We start from the raw sequence: 14,981 nt of genomic DNA on the forward strand, positions 1-14,981 counted from the left end.
ACTGTGGGGGCAACATGCGGCGCATCAAAACATCTCTTTTCATCTCGGCGGCGGTCGCCGCGATCGCGGGCGCCAATCCTGCGCAAGCCCAGACTGCCGGCGCGGACCGGGCCCCGGTGGCGGTGGGTGAAGAGATCATCGTCACCGCGCAGAAGCGCGCACAGACGCTTCTCGACGTGCCGCAGTCGATCTCCGTGGTGTCCGGGGAGGAGCTGGAGCGGGCGCAGGCCGACAATTTCCAGGAGTTTCTGAATTACGTTCCAGGCCTGCAGGTCGATCAGGCGACGCCGGGGGCGGGCCGACTCGTCCTGCGTGGCCTCAATACGGGGGGCGTCGCCTCAACCGTCGGCGTCTATGTCGACGAAACGCCCTTCGGCTCCTCTACCGCGCTGGCAAACGGCGCGGTGCTGGCGGGCGATTTCGATACGTTCGATATCGCCCGGGTGGAGGTGCTGCGCGGCCCCCAAGGCACGCTGTACGGCGCATCGACCCTGGGCGGGCTGATCAAATACGTCACCAACGAACCGGTTATCGGCGAATGGGAGGCGCGGGCACGCGGCGCGATCGAGGATACCCGGGGGGGCGAAATGTCGTATCACGGCAACGCCCTGCTCAACGTGCCGCTGGGGCAGACGCTCGCTCTGCGGGCATCCGGATTTTACCATAACAATGGCGGCTGGATCGATTCCATCGGCACCACGGCGACCGATGGCTTCGGCTATACTCTGGCATCCGACACCGAAGACGATATCAACAGCTCGTTGAGCTACGGCGGTCGCGCATCGCTCCTGTTCCGACCGAGCGAAAGCCTGGATATCCGGCTGACGGGGTTCCTACAGAACATCCGCGCCGATGCGGCATCGACCGTCGAGAGCGATCCCGACACGCTGAAGACCCTATACGGCCAGCAGAGCCAATCGCAGTTCTTCCCCGAGTTCACCGATGTGAATTACCGGCTCTACAACGGCACCATCAATGCCGACCTGGGGTTCGCCACGCTGACCAGCTCGACCAGCTATTCGACCCAGCGGCAGCGTTTGCGCGACGATGCCACCTTCAACCTAAGTGGGCTGGTGCAGGCGGCGCTGGGCGCGCCCGCCAACGAATTCGTCCTGGATCAGCGAACCAATACCCGCAAGTTCACCCAGGAATTGCGTCTCGCGGGCAGCCTGGCCGACAGCTTCGACTGGCTGATCGGGGGATACTTCAACGACGAGAAGGGTGCGTTGCTGCAGGATTACGCGGCCTACAGCCCCGGAACGACGACGTTGCTGACCTTCCCGTTCGTGCTCGGCCAAGTCGATCTGTCCTCGAAGTATCAGGAGTATGCGGGCTTCGCGAACGGCACGCTGCGTCTTGGCAGCATGTTCGAGATCGATCTGGGCGGGCGCTACAGCCACAACAAGCAAACCGCCGCGCAGGATGCGGGCGGCGTTCTGGCGGGCAACGTTCCGGTCAACACCGATCTAGGCTCGTCGGACGACGTCTTCACCTATTCGGTCGCGCCGAAGCTCCTCCTGAACGACCGGGCCACCGTCTACGGCCGGCTCGCCAAGGGGTACCGGCCCGGCGGCCCGAACGTGATCGCGCCGAACGCACCGGCGGGCACGCCCTCCAGCTTCGACCCGGACACCACGCTCAGCTACGAGGTCGGCTTCAAGGGTGAGACCGCCGACCGCAGCTTCGCGCTCGACCTCGCCCTGTTCCATATCGACTGGAAGAACATCCAACTGCTGACGGTTATCAACGGGTTCGGCGTAAACACCAACGGCTCGAGCGCGACCAGCGAGGGCTTCGAATTCACCGCGACGATGCGGCCGACCGATGGTTTGGCGGTGTCGGTCAACGGTGCCTATACCGACGCCCGATTGGACGAAGACGCCCCGGCGCTCGTGGGCGGCCTGAAGGGCGACCGTCTGCCGTTCACGCCGAAATACGCGGTTTCGGTGAACGGCGATTACGACTGGGCGATCGGCGCAGAGAGCGAGGCCTTTCTTGGCGGATCGCTGCGTTTCCTGTCGAAGCAGGCAGGCGATTTCGATGCCGACTATCGCGCGGCGAACGACCGGCAGCGGCAAATCCCCTCCTATGTCACACTGGATCTGCGCGCCGGGATCGATTTCGGGCGGTTCGGGATCGAGGCCTATGTCCACAACCTCACCGATGCCGATGGTAGAACGTCGACCGGCGTGTTGACCGCCAACGGCCTGCCGCTCAATCCTAACGGAGCCATCACCACCGGGGTCATCCGCCCACGCACCATAGGGCTGTCGCTCAGTGCCGAATACTGAAGCCACCCTGCTGCGCGAACGATCGGAGATGGAGCCCTCAGCCCCGGCGCTGCCCGGCCCGTATCTTATCTTCCTAGGCGACACGACCGAACCGGGGTTCGCGAAGACCGCCTTCGGACTGCGGGACTGGGCGAGGGAGCGCTGCGTCGGCGAATATGCGCTGGCAGAAGCGACCGTGACGGCCGGCTTGCCCCTGCTCACGCCAAGGGAAGCGGTGGGCAAGGGCGCGCGGGCGCTGGTGATCGGCGTCGCCAATCCTGGCGGCTTCATTCCGGACGCATGGGTGCCCCCGCTGATCGAGGCGATGGCGGCGGGACTGGACCTGATCGGCGGGATGCACAGCCGCCTGACCGATATGCCCCCGATCCGCGAGGCAGCACGCCGCCATGGTCGCGAGCTGTTCGACATTCGCACTCCGCCACCGGACATACCGGTGGCCACCGGACGCAAGCGAACGGGGCGGCGACTGCTGACGGTCGGCACCGATTGCGCCCTGGGCAAGAAATACACCGCGCTCTCGATCGCTCGCGGACTTGCCGCACGCGGGCTCGATGCAACGTTCCGGGCCAGCGGACAGACCGGGATCCTGATCGCGGGCGAGGGGATTGCCATCGATTCGGTGGTGTCGGATTTCGCCAGCGGCGCGGCCGAATTGCTCAGCCCGAATGCGGCACCCGAACACATCGACGTGATCGAAGGACAGGGCTCGCTGTTCCACCCCTCCTATGCCTCGGTCTCGCTTGCCCTTCTTCACGGTAGCCAGCCCGATCTCTTCGTGGTCTGTCACAAGCCGGGCCGAGAGCGCATCCTGGGGCATCCCGGCTACACGCTGCCTTCCATCGAGGACGTCATCGATCTCAGCATTCGCAACGGCCGGCTGACGAACCCCGCCATCCGCTGCGCCGGTGTCAGTCTCGCGACCAACGAACTGGCGGAAGCGGAAGCCGCCCGCCTGATCGCGGAAACAGAGGAGCGCCTTTCGCTCCCGGTGGCGGACCCCATCCGCGGCGGCCCCGCCTTCGAACGGCTCCTGGACGCCTGCACCTCGTGAGTGTGGCCGCCGATCGCTTCCGTCGCTTCCTCCTGCCGGGGTTGGCGTTCAAGGCGGTGGTGATCGGCGGCGGCTATGCGACGGGGCGGGAACTGGCGGAATTCTTCCTCCCGTTCGGGCCATGGGGCGGCGTGGCGGCGATGGCTTTCGCCATGCTGATCTGGTCCCTGGTCGCCGCAGCAACCTTCGCTGTGGCATTCCGCACCGGTGCGCGCGATTATCGCCACTTCTTCGAAACGCTGCTGGGCCGGGGCTGGTTCGTTTTCGAGATCGCCTACGCGGTCTTTGTCGTGCTGATCCTCGCCGTGTTCGGTGCCGCGGCAGGGGCCATCGCGCACGCGACGCTGGGCCTTCCCGCGATGGTGGGCACCATCGCGCTCATGGTTGCGATCATGGGATGCGTGGCATTCGGCAATGCGGGGGTGGAGCGGTCCTTCATGGCACTCTCGGTCCTGCTCTACGCAACCTATGCGATATTCCTGGTCCTCTCTCTGACCGGGGTCGGGAGCGAGATAGAGCAGGCGTTCGCCTCCGCTCCCGCACCCGCCGGCGAATGGCCGCTGGGCGGTCTGACCTATGCAGGCTACAATATAATCGGCGCGGTGATGATCCTGCCCGTCACCCGGCATTTCCGCAGCCGCCGCGATGCCATCACCGCCGGGCTCGTGGCAGGTCCGCTGGCCATGCTGCCCGCGCTCCTGTTCTTCGTGAGCATGGTGGCCTTCCTGCCCGACATTGCCGACGCGGTGCTGCCTTCGGACTACATCCTGGGCCGCCTTGGACTTCCTGCCTTCAACTTCGTATTTCAGCTGATGATCTTCGCCGCCTTGCTCGAGAGCGGAATCGGTGCGGTTCACGCGGTTAACGAGCGGATCGACAAGACCCGCGATGTGGTGATGACGGCTCCGATGCGCGTTGCGCTGGCCTTCGCGATCCTGTTTCCGTGCATGCTGGTGGCCGACCGCGTCGGCCTCGTGGACCTCATAGCGTCCGGATACCGTGCGCTCGCCTGGGTCATCATCGCCGTCTACGTCCTGCCGCTCTTCGCATACGTCGCCTGGCGGCGGGTGAAGCGCACTCCCGTTCCAGCCCCGGAGGCAACATGAGACATCTGTTCGCGTTCTTCACGCTCTGCTCGCTCGTCATATCCAGCCCGGCTCTCGCCGAGCCGCCCGCCGATATCGACGCACGAATCGAGACGTTGCGGAGCCAGTCGGAAACGCCGGGGATGGCGGTCGCTATCGTGGAAGATGGCAAGGTTGTGCTGGCGAAGGGCTACGGCGTCCGCGCGCTCGACGCGCCGCGCAAGGTCGATGCCGATACGCTATTCATGATCGCATCGACGGGGAAGGCGTTCACCAGCGCGGCGCTGGCGACGCTGGTCGACGCGGGAAAAATCTCTTGGGATGACAGGGTGATAGACCATCTGCCGGGCTTCCAGATGTACGATGCCTGGGTCACGCGCGAGATGACGATCCGCGACCTTTTGGTCCACCGCAGCGGGCTGGGCCTGGGCGCGGGCGATCTTCTCATCGTTCCGCGCGGCAGCCTATCGCGCCAGGAAATCGTGGAGCGGCTGCGTTACATCGAACCGGCTACGAGCTTCCGCAGTGGCTATGCCTATGACAACATCCTTTACATCGTCGCCGGGAGGCTGATCGAGGTCGTCAGCGGACAGCGCTGGGAAGATTACATGCGCGATCATGTGTTCAAGCCCGCAGGCATGCCCAATGCGACGGCCGACAAAAGCCGCCAGTTGAGCGCTCCCGACCGGGCGAAGCCGCACGGGCGCGTTGGCGGGCCGGTACGCGGTACCGGACCGGTGACGCTGCTGGATGAGAACGACAGGCTCGGACAGGCATCCGCCCCGGCCGGTCTGATCGCTGCAAGCGCGAACGACCTGGCGCAGTGGTTGCAGATTCAGCTCGCCCACGGAAAAATTCCCGGCGACGGGCGGCTGTTCAGCGAGGACGCATCTAAGGAGATGTGGACGCCGGTAACGCCCATTCCGATCAGTGCGTGGCCGGGGGTACTTGCCGAGACGACACCGACCTACGCGGCCTACGCTCTGGGTTGGGAGGTGCAGGATTACCGGGGGCACCAGATCATTTGGCACGCTGGCGGGTTGTTCGGATTTACCACTGTGGTTGTGATGATTCCGGAGAAGAACGTGGGTTTCGCGATCACGCTCAACAGCGAGGAGATCGAACCGCGTTACGGGCTGATGTACGAATTGCTGGACCATTATCTCGGATTGCCGAAACGCGATTGGGCCACGCCGTTCGGCGCTTTCAAGCGCGATCGGATCGCCGCTGCGGAAGATGCGGTTGCCAGCGCGCAGGCCACACCTGCGCAGGTGGGCCCCTCTCTACCTCTAGAGCGCTATGCGGGGAGGTACCGGGATCGCTGGTACGGAGACATGACGGTGGAGAGCGACGGAGACGGTCTGCGCGTCGATTTCGAGACGACGCCGAATATGCAGGGGCCGCTGGAGCACTATCAGTACGATACCTTCATCGTACGCTTCACCGATCCGGCGATCGAACCGGCCTATCTGACCTTCGCCCTCGACGCCGATGGCAAGGTGCAGCGGATCACCGCCAAACCGGTTTCGCCGATCGCTGATTTCAGTTTCGATTATCAGGATTTGCTGTTCACGCCGGTGCCTTAAGCGTGGCGGAGGGTGGCGATGTAACCGCCCTCCGCCATTCTCGTCAGGCGCGCTCGAAGATCGCGGCCATGCCTTGTCCGCCGCCGATGCACATCGTTTCGAGACCGTAGCGGCTGCCTCTTCGCTTCATTTCGTGCAGCAAGGTCACCGCGATCCGCACGCCGGTGGCCCCGATCGGATGGCCGAGCGAGATACCCGAACCGTTGACATTGAGCCGGGCCCGATCGTCCCAGTTCCATGCCTTGAGCACGGACAGCACCTGCGCGGCGAACGCCTCGTTGACCTCGACCAGGTCCATGTCAGCGAGCGAAAGGCCGGTCTGCCGCATCACCTTCTCGGTCGCGGGGACCGGACCGATGCCCATGCGCGAGGGGTCGCACCCCGCGGCGCTCCAGCCGACCAGGAAGGCGTCGGGTGTGATACCGAGATCGGCGAGCCGGTCCTCGGCCACCACCAGGCACGCCGCCGCCGCGTCGTTCTGCTGGGAGGCGTTACCTGCGGTAACCACGCCATCCTTCATCAGCGGCCGAAGCTTCGCGAGCTTTTCGGGTGAACTATCGGGCCGAATGCCTTCGTCGCGGTCGAACAGGGTGGGATCGCCCTTGCGCTGGGGCACCTCGACCGGAACGATCTCCTCTGCGAATTTGCCGTTTCCCCACGCCTCTGTCGCGCGGCGGTGGCTCTCGACGGCGAAGGCGTCCGCCTCTTCTCGCGAGATGTCGTTGTCGCGCGCGAGGTTCTCCGCCGTCTCGATCATGCCGGAGATATAGCCGAACCGCTCGACCGGCTGCGAGCGTTCGCGCCCGCGATCGAGACGGTCGTAGAGTTGCGTCGTCCCCGCGCGTTTTCCCCAGCGCATGTCGGTGGTGTAGTATTCGATCCGGCTCATGCTCTCGACCCCGCCCGCGAGGACCGCGTCGCACACGCCGGTCTGTACCATCATCGCGGCGGTGGCGATGGATTGCAGCCCGCTGCCGCATCGCCGGTCCAGCTGCATGCCGGGCACCTCTATCGGCAGCCCGGCGGACAGCGCCACCCAGCGGCCCACGCACGGCGTTTCGCTATTGGCGTAGGATTGCGCGAACACCACGTCGCCGATCGCCGCCGGATCGATACCCGCCCGCTCGATAGCGGCATTGGCGACCACGCTCCCGAGCGTTTCGACCGGAACATCCTTCAGCGCACCGCCAAAGGTGCCGACTGGCGTGCGGACGGGGGCGACGATTGCTGCGCGGCGCATCAGTAACTCCTTGGAAGGCCGAGCACATGCTCGGCAAGATAGGCCAGTATCATATTGGTCGAGATCGGCGCGACCTGGTAGAGGCGCGTCTCGCGAAATTTGCGTTCGATATCGTATTCCTCGGCGAAGCCGAACCCGCCGTGGGTCTGGATGCAGACATTGGCGGCCTCGTTCGATGCGTCCGCCGCCAGTAGCTTCGCCATATTGGCTTCGGCCCCGCTGGGCTCACCCGCTTCGTAGGTCCTCGCGGCTTCGTGCACCATCAACTCGGCGGCGCGCATATTGGCGTAAGCACGCGCGATCGGGAAGGAAACGCCCTGATTGCGCCCGATCGGCCGGTCGAACACGTTGCGTTCTCCCGCATACTCTGTCGCCTTACGGATGAACCATTTCGCATCGCCGATACATTCTGCCGCGATCAGCGTTCGTTCCGCGTTCATCCCCGAAAGGATGTAGCGGAAGCCCTTGCCTTCCTCGCCTATAAGCGCGCTTGCCGGGATGCGCATGTCGTCGAAGAACAGCTCGGTCGTCGCGTGGTTCATCATCGTGCGGATGGGGCGGATGGTGAGCGATTTTCCTACCACCTCGCGCATGTCGACGATGAAGGCCGACAAGCCATCTGTCTTCGTCGCGACCTTTTCCTTGGGCGTGGTGCGGGCGAGGAGAAGCATGAGGTCGCTGTGTTCGGCGCGGCTGGTCCAGATTTTCTGGCCATTTACGACAAACTCATCATTTTTGCGCTGAGCGACGGTGCGCAAGCTTGTGGTGTCGGTCCCGCTGGTCGGCTCGGTCACGCCGAAGGCCTGTAGGCGCAGGTCGCCCGACGCGATGCCGGGGAGGAAGGCGCGCCTCTGCTCGTCCGATCCATGGCGAAGGATCGTGCCCATGATGTACATCTGCGCATGGCAGGCCCCCGCATTGCCGCCCCGTGCCTGGATCGTCTCCAGGATGGCGCAGGCGGCGGACAGACCCAGGCCTGCTCCGCCATACTCCTCCGGGATCAGGACGGAGAGATAGCCCGCTTCGGTCAGCGCCTTCACGAACGCCTCGGGATAGGCGCGGTCGCGGTCGAGCCGACGCCAGTATTCGCCGGGGAAATCCGCGCACAGCCGGCGGACGCCCTCGCGTATCTCGGGGTGGTCGGCGGTGTCGAACGGGCTCAGTTGCATCGGCTCGGCAGGGTCAGGCGGAAACCACCTCCTGCTCGATCGCGCCGAAGATCGAGTGACCCTGCGCATCGTCCATCCAGATCTTCACGGTGTCGCCGGGTTCCATGAAGCGGGTCTTCGCTTCGCCATCGGCGATGGTCTCGATCATGCGGATCTCGGCGATGCAGCTATAGCCCGCGCCCCCTTCCGCCACGGGCTTGCCCGGGCCGCCGTCCGCTCCCCTGTTCGAGATCGTGCCCGAGCCGATGATCGCGCCCGCGCCCAGATTGCGCGTCTTTGCCGCATGCGCCACCAGATGGGCGAGGCTGAAGGTCGCATCCTGTCCGACCTCCGCCCGACCGAACGGCTGGCCGTTGTAATCGACCTTCAGTGGCAACTGGATGACCGTGTCCCGCCAGCTTTCGCCCAATTCGTCGGGCGTGACCGCGACGGGGGAGAAGGCGGTGGCGGGTTTCGACTGGAAGAACCCGAAACCCTTAGCCAGCTCGCCCGGGATCAGGCCGCGCAGGGAAACGTCGTTGACCAGCATCAGCAGCTTGATGTGGCTGCCTGCCTCTTCCTTCGACACGCCCATCGGCACGTCATCGGTGATGCAAGCGATCTCGCCTTCCATGTCGCAGCCCCAGCTGGTGTCGCCCAGCGGGATGTTCGCGCGCGGGGGCAGGAAGTCGTCGCTGCCGCCCTGGTACATCAGCGGGTCGTGGTAGAAGCTTTCCGGAACCTCCGCATCGCGCGCCTTCCGCACCAATTCGACGTGGTTGATATAGGCGCTGCCATCAGCCCATTGATAGGCGCGGGGGAGGGGGGAGAGCGCCTGCCGTTCGTGGAAGCGCTCGCACGGCACCGCCTCGTGCTCGACGTCGCGATAGAGCGCCTCAAGCTTGAGCGCGCAATTCTCCCAATCGTCGAGCGCCGCTTGCAGCGTGGGTGCGATGTTGTCGGCGGCGCAATAGCGCGTGATGTCCCGGGAAACGACGACCAGCTGACCGTCGCGCGTGCCGTTGTCGATCGTTGCGAGCTTCATGACATCTCTTCCTTCTTGTTTTCTGGATTGTCGGGTTGCGCGTCGGGATGGGCGCGCCGGAATTCGGGCAGGGCGAGGCACGCGCTTTCTATCCGGCGGATGCGCGGCATCTCGGCCAGATCGAAAGCGAAGCGCCGCGCGTTGTAGATTTGCGGCACGAGCACGACTTCGAAGAAACCGGGCCGGTCGAACAGGAAGTCGCCTGTGCCCAGCTGATCGAGCCTGCGCTCGATCGGGCGCAGCGTGCGGCCCAGCCAGTGGCGATACCAGGTGTCGACCCCGTCTTGGTCGTGGCCGAGCGGATCCTTCAGATATTTCAGCACCGGCATGTTCAGCGGGGCGTGGAGTTCGGTCGCGATGGCATAGGCGAGCTCGCGCGCGGTGTAGCGGTCCTCTATGCCGGCGGGCAGCAGCGGGCGCTCGCGATAGGCCTCGTCCAGCCATTCCAGCTGCGCCATCGACTGTGCCCGGTCGCGTCCGTCGGCCACCAGCATGGGCACGCCCGCGAAGGGATTGCGGGAGGAGAAAGCCTCTCCCTTCTGCTCGCCTTCGAACAGGTTCACCGGCCGGTATTCGTATTCGATGCCCTTGAGCGCAAGGGCGCAACGCAGGCGATAGCTCGTCGAGCTGCGATAGAACCCGTAGAGTATCATGGGCACCTCTCCCTGCCGCTCCGGCTGCAGCTGTATCGGTAAACCGGGGCGGAGGGCAGAGGTTTCGTCAGAACGCTGGAATGCCGGTGATCGCGCGCCCCAGGATGAGCGCGTGGACATCATGCGTGCCCTCGTAGGTGTTGACCGTCTCAAGGTTCACCATGTGGCGGATCACCTGGTATTCCTCGGAAATACCGTTGCCGCCGTGCATGTCGCGCGCCTTGCGTGCGATATCGAGTGCCTTGCCGACATTGTTGCGCTTCACGATGGAAATCATCTCGGGCGCGAACTTGCCTTCGTCCATCAGCCGGCCGACGCGCAGCGACGCCTGCAGGCCGAGCGCGATCTCGGTCATCATATCGGCGAGCTTCAGCTGATAAAGCTGCTTGCCCGCGAGCGGACCGAACTGCTGGCGGTCAAGCCCGTATTGCCGTGCGGCGTGGAAGCAGAACTCGGCCGCGCCCATCGATCCCCATGAGATGCCGTAGCGCGCGCGGTTGAGGCAGCCGAAGGGGCCCTTCAGCCCTTCGACCTCGGGCAGCAATGCGTCGGCGGGCAGCTTCACCTCGTCCATCATCACCATGCCGGTGGTGCTGGCGCGCAGCGAAATCTTCCCCTCGATCTTCGGAGCGGACAGCCCCTCCATCCCCTTTTCCAGAACGAAACCGCGTATCTTGTCGTCGTGCGCCTCGCTCTTCGCCCAGATCACGAAGACGTCGGCGAAGGGCGAGTTGGAAATCCAGGTCTTGCTGCCCGAAATCGAGTAGCCGTCCCCGTCCTTCTTCGCATAGGTGCGCATGGAGCCGGGGTCGGAGCCCGCGTCGGGCTCGGTCAGACCGAAGCACCCGATCAGTTCGCCGCTGGCGAGGCCCGGAAGATATTTCTTGCGCTGTTCTTCGGAGCCGTAGGCCTGGATGGGATACATCACGAGGCTCGACTGCACGCTCGCCATGGAGCGGTAGCCGGAATCGACCCGTTCGATTTCCCGCGCGATCAGGCCGTAGGAAACGTAGTTCGCACCCGCGCCGCCATATTCCTCCGGCACCGTCGCGCCCAGCAGACCGGCCTGGCCCATCATGGGGAACAGTTCGGGCGCGTCCACTTCGCGGCTGAAGGCGTCGATGACGCGCGGTTGGAGTTCGTTCTGCGCGAAGGCGTGCGCGGTATCGCGGATCATCCGCTCTTCTTCGGTCAGCTGTTCGTCGATCCGGAACGGATCGTCCCAGTCGAATTTCACCATTCCGGCCATGTTTTCTCCTGCGTTCTGCAGGTCGCCTTCGCACTCCAGCGCGTCACGGGCAAGTGTCGCTTCCGTCCGGTGCCGGACCCGCCGTCGGAGGTAGCAGCTCGCCTACTTCGGGATCAGGGCCTGCTGCACACGCTCCAGCATCTGGTCCGGCGGGCAGGGCTTCTCGATCGTGTATTCGCCGGGGAAACGCTCCGCGATCTCATCATGCGTAAACGCGCCCGAATGGAAGATGACCGGCACGTTCTCCGCGATCAATTGCTCCGCGAAGTTGAACACCAGGCCATCGCCCAACTGCACATCGAGAATGGCGACATCGGGCTTCCGCTTCTGGTACGACAACATGGCGGACGACACGTCGTGCATCGGGCCATCGACCTCGAACCCCGCTTCCTTCACGGTTTCGACCAGATCGCATCCGATGATGTGTTCGTCTTCGGCCACGAGGACATAGGCTCGGTCCATGACTTGCTCCATTTCTGCCGCCCGGAAGGATGATACGCGCGGACAGGAGGAGTCGTTCCGAACGGTGGCCTAGAGCTTCCCGAAGCGATCCTCGTAGGCAGCCATGTCGCCTTCGCCCAGCAGGCGCGCCTGCTCACGCCAGTCGTCGCGTTCGATCCGCCCCGCGAACCGGCCAAGCTGCGCGTCGATGCGGGCCACATCGGCGTCGCTCCAGTTCGCGATCTCGGAGAGGGTGGTGATGCCCATTTCGTGCAACTGCGCGGAAAGCTTCGGCCCCAACCCCTTGATACGGGTGAGGTCGTCCTGCTGCGCAGGCGCTGGCGGCGGTGCAGTAACATGGGCCGAAGGCGGCGTCGAAACAGGGGCTGGAGCGGCCGGCGGAGGCGCAGCAGGCTCTTCGCTGTTCGCTTCTTCCTCGCGGGCAATCTGATCGGCCTCCACCGCGGCGGCAACCGCTGTTCCCGCGCCCGCGACGCCCATCGGAGTCACTGGGGGAATGGGCGGGTTGGCTGGGGAACCTCCCGCAGATGCCGCCGGAGGCGCATCGATCAGCGCCTGATTGCGCTTCGCCCCACCGCCTTCGGTGTCCGCGCCATCGTCGTCCGGTGCGATCCGGGTCTTGCGGTTGCCCGCGAAGATCAGCCATGCGACGGCCAGCCCGATCAGCAGGGCGGCCAGCAACCATGGCCAGTTGGCCTGCACCAGTTCCATCACGCGTCCATTCTCCTTGTCAGTCCCGGTCCGGGCCGGGACGTGCCCATATCGCCCATCCGAGCGCCAAGCCCACGATATAGGTGAAGAGCATCGCTGCCATCAACTCGGCCCAGATCGGCATCTCAGCGCGCGCTCGGCGTATCGATGGGGGTCGGCCTCAACGGCACTTCCGCGACCACCGCGAACTCGATCCGCCGATTGGCCGGATCCGTGGTTTCGAGCCCTTCCACGGGATGCTGGGATCCCATCCCCTCGGTCATCAGACCCTGTCGGGGTATTCCGCGCGAGACCAGCGCTTCGCGCACGGCGATGGCGCGGGCCAGCGACAGCGCGCGGTTGACGTCGGGCGGGCCGGAACTGTCGGTATGGCCGGTGATCGCGATGATGGCCCCGACACAGGGGCGCAAGGCGGTCGCGACCTCGTCCAGTAGTTCGCCGGATTCGGGCGATATCGATGCACTCGATTCCTCGAAGCGGATCGTTCGCGCCTGCAACAGCGCCTCGACATCGTCCTGGCAATGGAGCGGGGCCACGGGGGCCTCTCCGCTTTCGGCGATCATCGTCCCGTCGGTCCAGAACACGCCGCCCACGCCGGGTACCGCCGCCAACGCCTTCGCAATCCGCCCCCGCCGCCCCTCGCCGGGGTTGCCGACTGGGGTGAGAATGGCATGCCGGCTGGGGCTGCCCGCGCGCGTCGCAAAGGTCAGGCGCACTTCTTTCATGCCTTTCTCATCCAGCATGACCTTCGCCCGGTCGTGGATCGTCTGCGCCAGCGGTGCGGCAGTGAATTCGGCCGCCAGCAGGGCGAGCCCGGCCGTAGCGACCGCTCCGGCGGCAATGACGAGAGAGGGGTGGCGCATGATCCCGTCCTACCCGTTCACGGGCGCGGTGCAAGGCGTGGGCTGGGATGAGCCGGCGCTATCGGATGCGCGTGCTCTCCGGCCCCGGTTCCGGAGGCAGCGGTTCGGTGTCGGAAGCGAGGTTGCGCCGGAACAGGAGGCGGTCCTCCGGGCCGAACCCGCGCGTCCAGATGATGATGCCATAGACGAACAGGATCAGGGGGATGCCGAACAACAGCTGCGCCCACTCGACCACATATTGCATCGTTATCCCAACCGCGGTGGCGGGAACGGCTGCCCAGACCAGAACCCAGCGCCAGGTCCTGATGGGCTGGCCGAGGATATGGCCCAGGAGCTTCGCCTTGATCAGCGCTGCCAGGCCGAGGGAAAGCATCAGCGCGATCGCGGCTCCGGCGGCCTTGTACCCGCCCGCCAGCCCCATCCGCTCGACCCCCAACATCGCGCCCACGGTCAGCACCGCCTGCAGACCGATGGTGGCGAGCGAGATCCACAGGTTCTTTATCCGCGCGACGTAGACCAGCGCGGCTTCCGAAACGACGGCCGTCGCAGCCACCACTTCCGCCAAGAGGAGGAAGCCGAGCGCTCCGGTGCCGCCGACGAACTCGCTCCCGACCAGGCCCATCACTCCTTCGCCGGGCAGGCCGAGTGCGAGGCCGATGCCCGCCTGCGCCGCGATGATCCAGAAGCCCACTTGCGAAAGCTGGTCGGCGATCGCCGTGTTGTCGCCCTTCTTCAGGTTCTTGGTGATCACCGGGCCGAGGATCGGCTCGAAGCTGGTCTTCATCTTCTGCGGCAGGCTCGCGACCTGCTGTGCCACGTAGTAGATGCCGACCGCATAGGGGGCCGCGAACAGGCCGAGGATGAAGATGTCGAGCCGGCGCGAGCCCCACTCCACCGCGTCGGCCCCGGCGAGCGGCAAGGCGCGCAGCGTCATCGAACCGATATTGCGCGGCCGGGGGCGCCAGCCTTGCGGTCTCCCGAAAGTCTTGAGGAAGGGCCACAGCGCCACAATCAGGGCGGCGTAGATCGAGGCGAGATAGGCGAGGGCGAGGCCCGAGGCTGGGGCGACGAAATACAGCACCCCGGCCGCGATGGAGATCGTCCACGGTTCGGCCAGCGAGCGGGCGCGCACGGTCGTCGCGATGTCGAAGCGGTAGGCCTGCGCCGCCAGCGCGACCTCCGTCATGGCGAACCCGGGAATGGCGAAGACCAGCAGCTTGTCGAGCGGGCCGTTCATCCCGTTGGGGAACATCGGGTCGGGCACGAACCACAGGAACGTGCCTGCAATTACCGATAGCAGCAGGGCCAGCAGCAGTCCGTCGAGCACGAGGTTCGATTCCGGTTCGTCGCTGTTGGCGAGCCGCTGCGCCAGCCCGCGCTTCTCGCCCATCGAACAGACCAGCGCGAGGAGTTCGACCACGACCAGCGCCGACGCGAAGCGTCCCAGGGCCTGCGCGCCGTAAAGCTGTCCGGCGATGAAGAGGAACGGGATGCGCGCCACCAGCCGCAGCAGGAAGCCGATGAAATTGGTCCGCCCGCCCTTGGCGAGCGCGGCCATGTCGCCGTCCTGCTGCTGCGCTGTTTCTACCATGACGAA

At 65.3% G+C, this 14,981-nt stretch carries 13 protein-coding genes; 4 read left to right on the forward strand and 9 right to left on the reverse strand.

Annotated elements, in window-relative coordinates; genetic code table 11:
- The first annotated feature begins 14 nt into the window (after positions 1-14).
- The 4 genes from MKP08_RS07750 to MKP08_RS07765 are packed head-to-tail and all read left to right on the forward strand — an operon-like array spanning position 15 to position 6,013.
- Positions 15-2,291 (forward strand): TonB-dependent receptor, encoded by a 2,277-nt coding sequence (locus tag MKP08_RS07750; RefSeq protein ID WP_241553337.1) that lies wholly within the window; start codon positions 15-17, stop codon positions 2,289-2,291.
- Positions 2,292-2,319: 28 nt separating this feature from the next.
- Entirely contained in the window at positions 2,320-3,342 is a 1,023-nt protein-coding gene (locus tag MKP08_RS07755) for a DUF1611 domain-containing protein (RefSeq protein WP_241555569.1), read from the forward strand.
- Positions 3,339-4,448, forward strand: coding sequence for a hypothetical protein (locus MKP08_RS07760; protein ID WP_241553338.1), 1,110 nt, complete (start codon positions 3,339-3,341; stop codon positions 4,446-4,448). The genes MKP08_RS07755 and MKP08_RS07760 overlap by 4 nt, the downstream gene beginning before the upstream one ends.
- Positions 4,445-6,013, forward strand: coding sequence for a serine hydrolase (locus MKP08_RS07765; protein WP_241553339.1), 1,569 nt, complete (start codon positions 4,445-4,447; stop codon positions 6,011-6,013). The genes MKP08_RS07760 and MKP08_RS07765 overlap by 4 nt, the downstream gene beginning before the upstream one ends.
- A gap of 43 nt (positions 6,014-6,056) precedes the next feature.
- Here MKP08_RS07765 and MKP08_RS07770 read toward each other — a convergent pair whose 3' ends face one another.
- The 9 genes from MKP08_RS07770 to MKP08_RS07810 form a co-directional block, all read right to left on the reverse strand.
- The gene (locus MKP08_RS07770) at positions 6,057-7,253 is read right to left on the reverse strand and encodes an acetyl-CoA C-acetyltransferase (protein ID WP_241553340.1); all 1,197 of its coding nucleotides are present in this window, start codon (positions 7,251-7,253) and stop codon (positions 6,057-6,059) included.
- Positions 7,253-8,422 (reverse strand): acyl-CoA dehydrogenase family protein, encoded by a 1,170-nt coding sequence (locus tag MKP08_RS07775; RefSeq protein ID WP_241553341.1) that lies wholly within the window; start codon positions 8,420-8,422, stop codon positions 7,253-7,255. The genes MKP08_RS07770 and MKP08_RS07775 overlap by 1 nt, the downstream gene beginning before the upstream one ends.
- A gap of 13 nt (positions 8,423-8,435) precedes the next feature.
- Positions 8,436-9,446 (reverse strand): fumarylacetoacetate hydrolase family protein, encoded by a 1,011-nt coding sequence (locus MKP08_RS07780; RefSeq protein ID WP_241553342.1) that lies wholly within the window; start codon positions 9,444-9,446, stop codon positions 8,436-8,438.
- Complete coding sequence (maiA, locus tag MKP08_RS07785) at positions 9,443-10,099, reverse strand: maleylacetoacetate isomerase (protein WP_241553343.1); 657 nt, start codon at positions 10,097-10,099, stop codon at positions 9,443-9,445. The genes MKP08_RS07780 and maiA overlap by 4 nt, the downstream gene beginning before the upstream one ends.
- A gap of 67 nt (positions 10,100-10,166) precedes the next feature.
- Positions 10,167-11,348, reverse strand: a complete 1,182-nt coding sequence (locus MKP08_RS07790; protein ID WP_215228683.1) for an acyl-CoA dehydrogenase — start codon at positions 11,346-11,348, stop codon at positions 10,167-10,169.
- 102 nt (positions 11,349-11,450) lie between these two features.
- Positions 11,451-11,810 carry a response regulator gene (locus MKP08_RS07795; protein WP_241553344.1) on the reverse strand — a complete coding sequence of 120 codons (360 nt, stop codon included), beginning with the start codon at positions 11,808-11,810 and terminating at the stop codon, positions 11,451-11,453.
- Between the two features lie 69 nt (positions 11,811-11,879).
- On the reverse strand, positions 11,880-12,521 hold the full coding sequence (locus MKP08_RS07800; RefSeq protein ID WP_241555570.1) for a hypothetical protein: 642 nt from the start codon (positions 12,519-12,521) through the stop codon (positions 11,880-11,882).
- 125 nt (positions 12,522-12,646) lie between these two features.
- A complete protein-coding gene (locus tag MKP08_RS07805; RefSeq protein WP_241553345.1) occupies positions 12,647-13,384 on the reverse strand; it encodes an OmpA family protein in 738 nt (245 codons plus the stop codon).
- Between the two features lie 58 nt (positions 13,385-13,442).
- Positions 13,443-14,975, reverse strand: coding sequence for a lipopolysaccharide biosynthesis protein (locus tag MKP08_RS07810; RefSeq protein ID WP_241553346.1), 1,533 nt, complete (start codon positions 14,973-14,975; stop codon positions 13,443-13,445).
- Positions 14,976-14,981 lie beyond the last annotated feature (6 nt).

The sequence above is a fragment of the Erythrobacter sp. LQ02-29 genome (assembly GCF_022576075.2).
Lineage (GTDB): Bacteria > Pseudomonadota > Alphaproteobacteria > Sphingomonadales > Sphingomonadaceae > Alteriqipengyuania.

Bases quoted from the DNA above. Each gene is read 5' to 3' on its own strand.
- MKP08_RS07750 (WP_241553337.1), top strand. From the start codon at position 15: ATGCGGCGCATCAAAACATCTCTTTTCATCTCGGCGGCGGTCGCCGCG.
- MKP08_RS07755 (WP_241555569.1), top strand. From the start codon at position 2,320: ATGGAGCCCTCAGCCCCGGCGCTGCCCGGCCCGTATCTTATCTTCCTA.
- MKP08_RS07765 (WP_241553339.1), top strand. From the start codon at position 4,445: ATGAGACATCTGTTCGCGTTCTTCACGCTCTGCTCGCTCGTCATATCC.
- MKP08_RS07770 (WP_241553340.1), bottom strand. From the start codon at position 7,253: ATGCGCCGCGCAGCAATCGTCGCCCCCGTCCGCACGCCAGTCGGCACC.
- MKP08_RS07775 (WP_241553341.1), bottom strand. From the start codon at position 8,422: ATGCAACTGAGCCCGTTCGACACCGCCGACCACCCCGAGATACGCGAG.
- MKP08_RS07780 (WP_241553342.1), bottom strand. From the start codon at position 9,446: ATGAAGCTCGCAACGATCGACAACGGCACGCGCGACGGTCAGCTGGTC.
- maiA (WP_241553343.1), bottom strand. From the start codon at position 10,099: ATGATACTCTACGGGTTCTATCGCAGCTCGACGAGCTATCGCCTGCGT.
- MKP08_RS07790 (WP_215228683.1), bottom strand. From the start codon at position 11,348: ATGGCCGGAATGGTGAAATTCGACTGGGACGATCCGTTCCGGATCGAC.
- MKP08_RS07795 (WP_241553344.1), bottom strand. From the start codon at position 11,810: ATGGACCGAGCCTATGTCCTCGTGGCCGAAGACGAACACATCATCGGA.
- MKP08_RS07800 (WP_241555570.1), bottom strand. From the start codon at position 12,521: ATGGAACTGGTGCAGGCCAACTGGCCATGGTTGCTGGCCGCCCTGCTG.
- MKP08_RS07805 (WP_241553345.1), bottom strand. From the start codon at position 13,384: ATGCGCCACCCCTCTCTCGTCATTGCCGCCGGAGCGGTCGCTACGGCC.
- MKP08_RS07810 (WP_241553346.1), bottom strand. From the start codon at position 14,975: ATGGTAGAAACAGCGCAGCAGCAGGACGGCGACATGGCCGCGCTCGCC.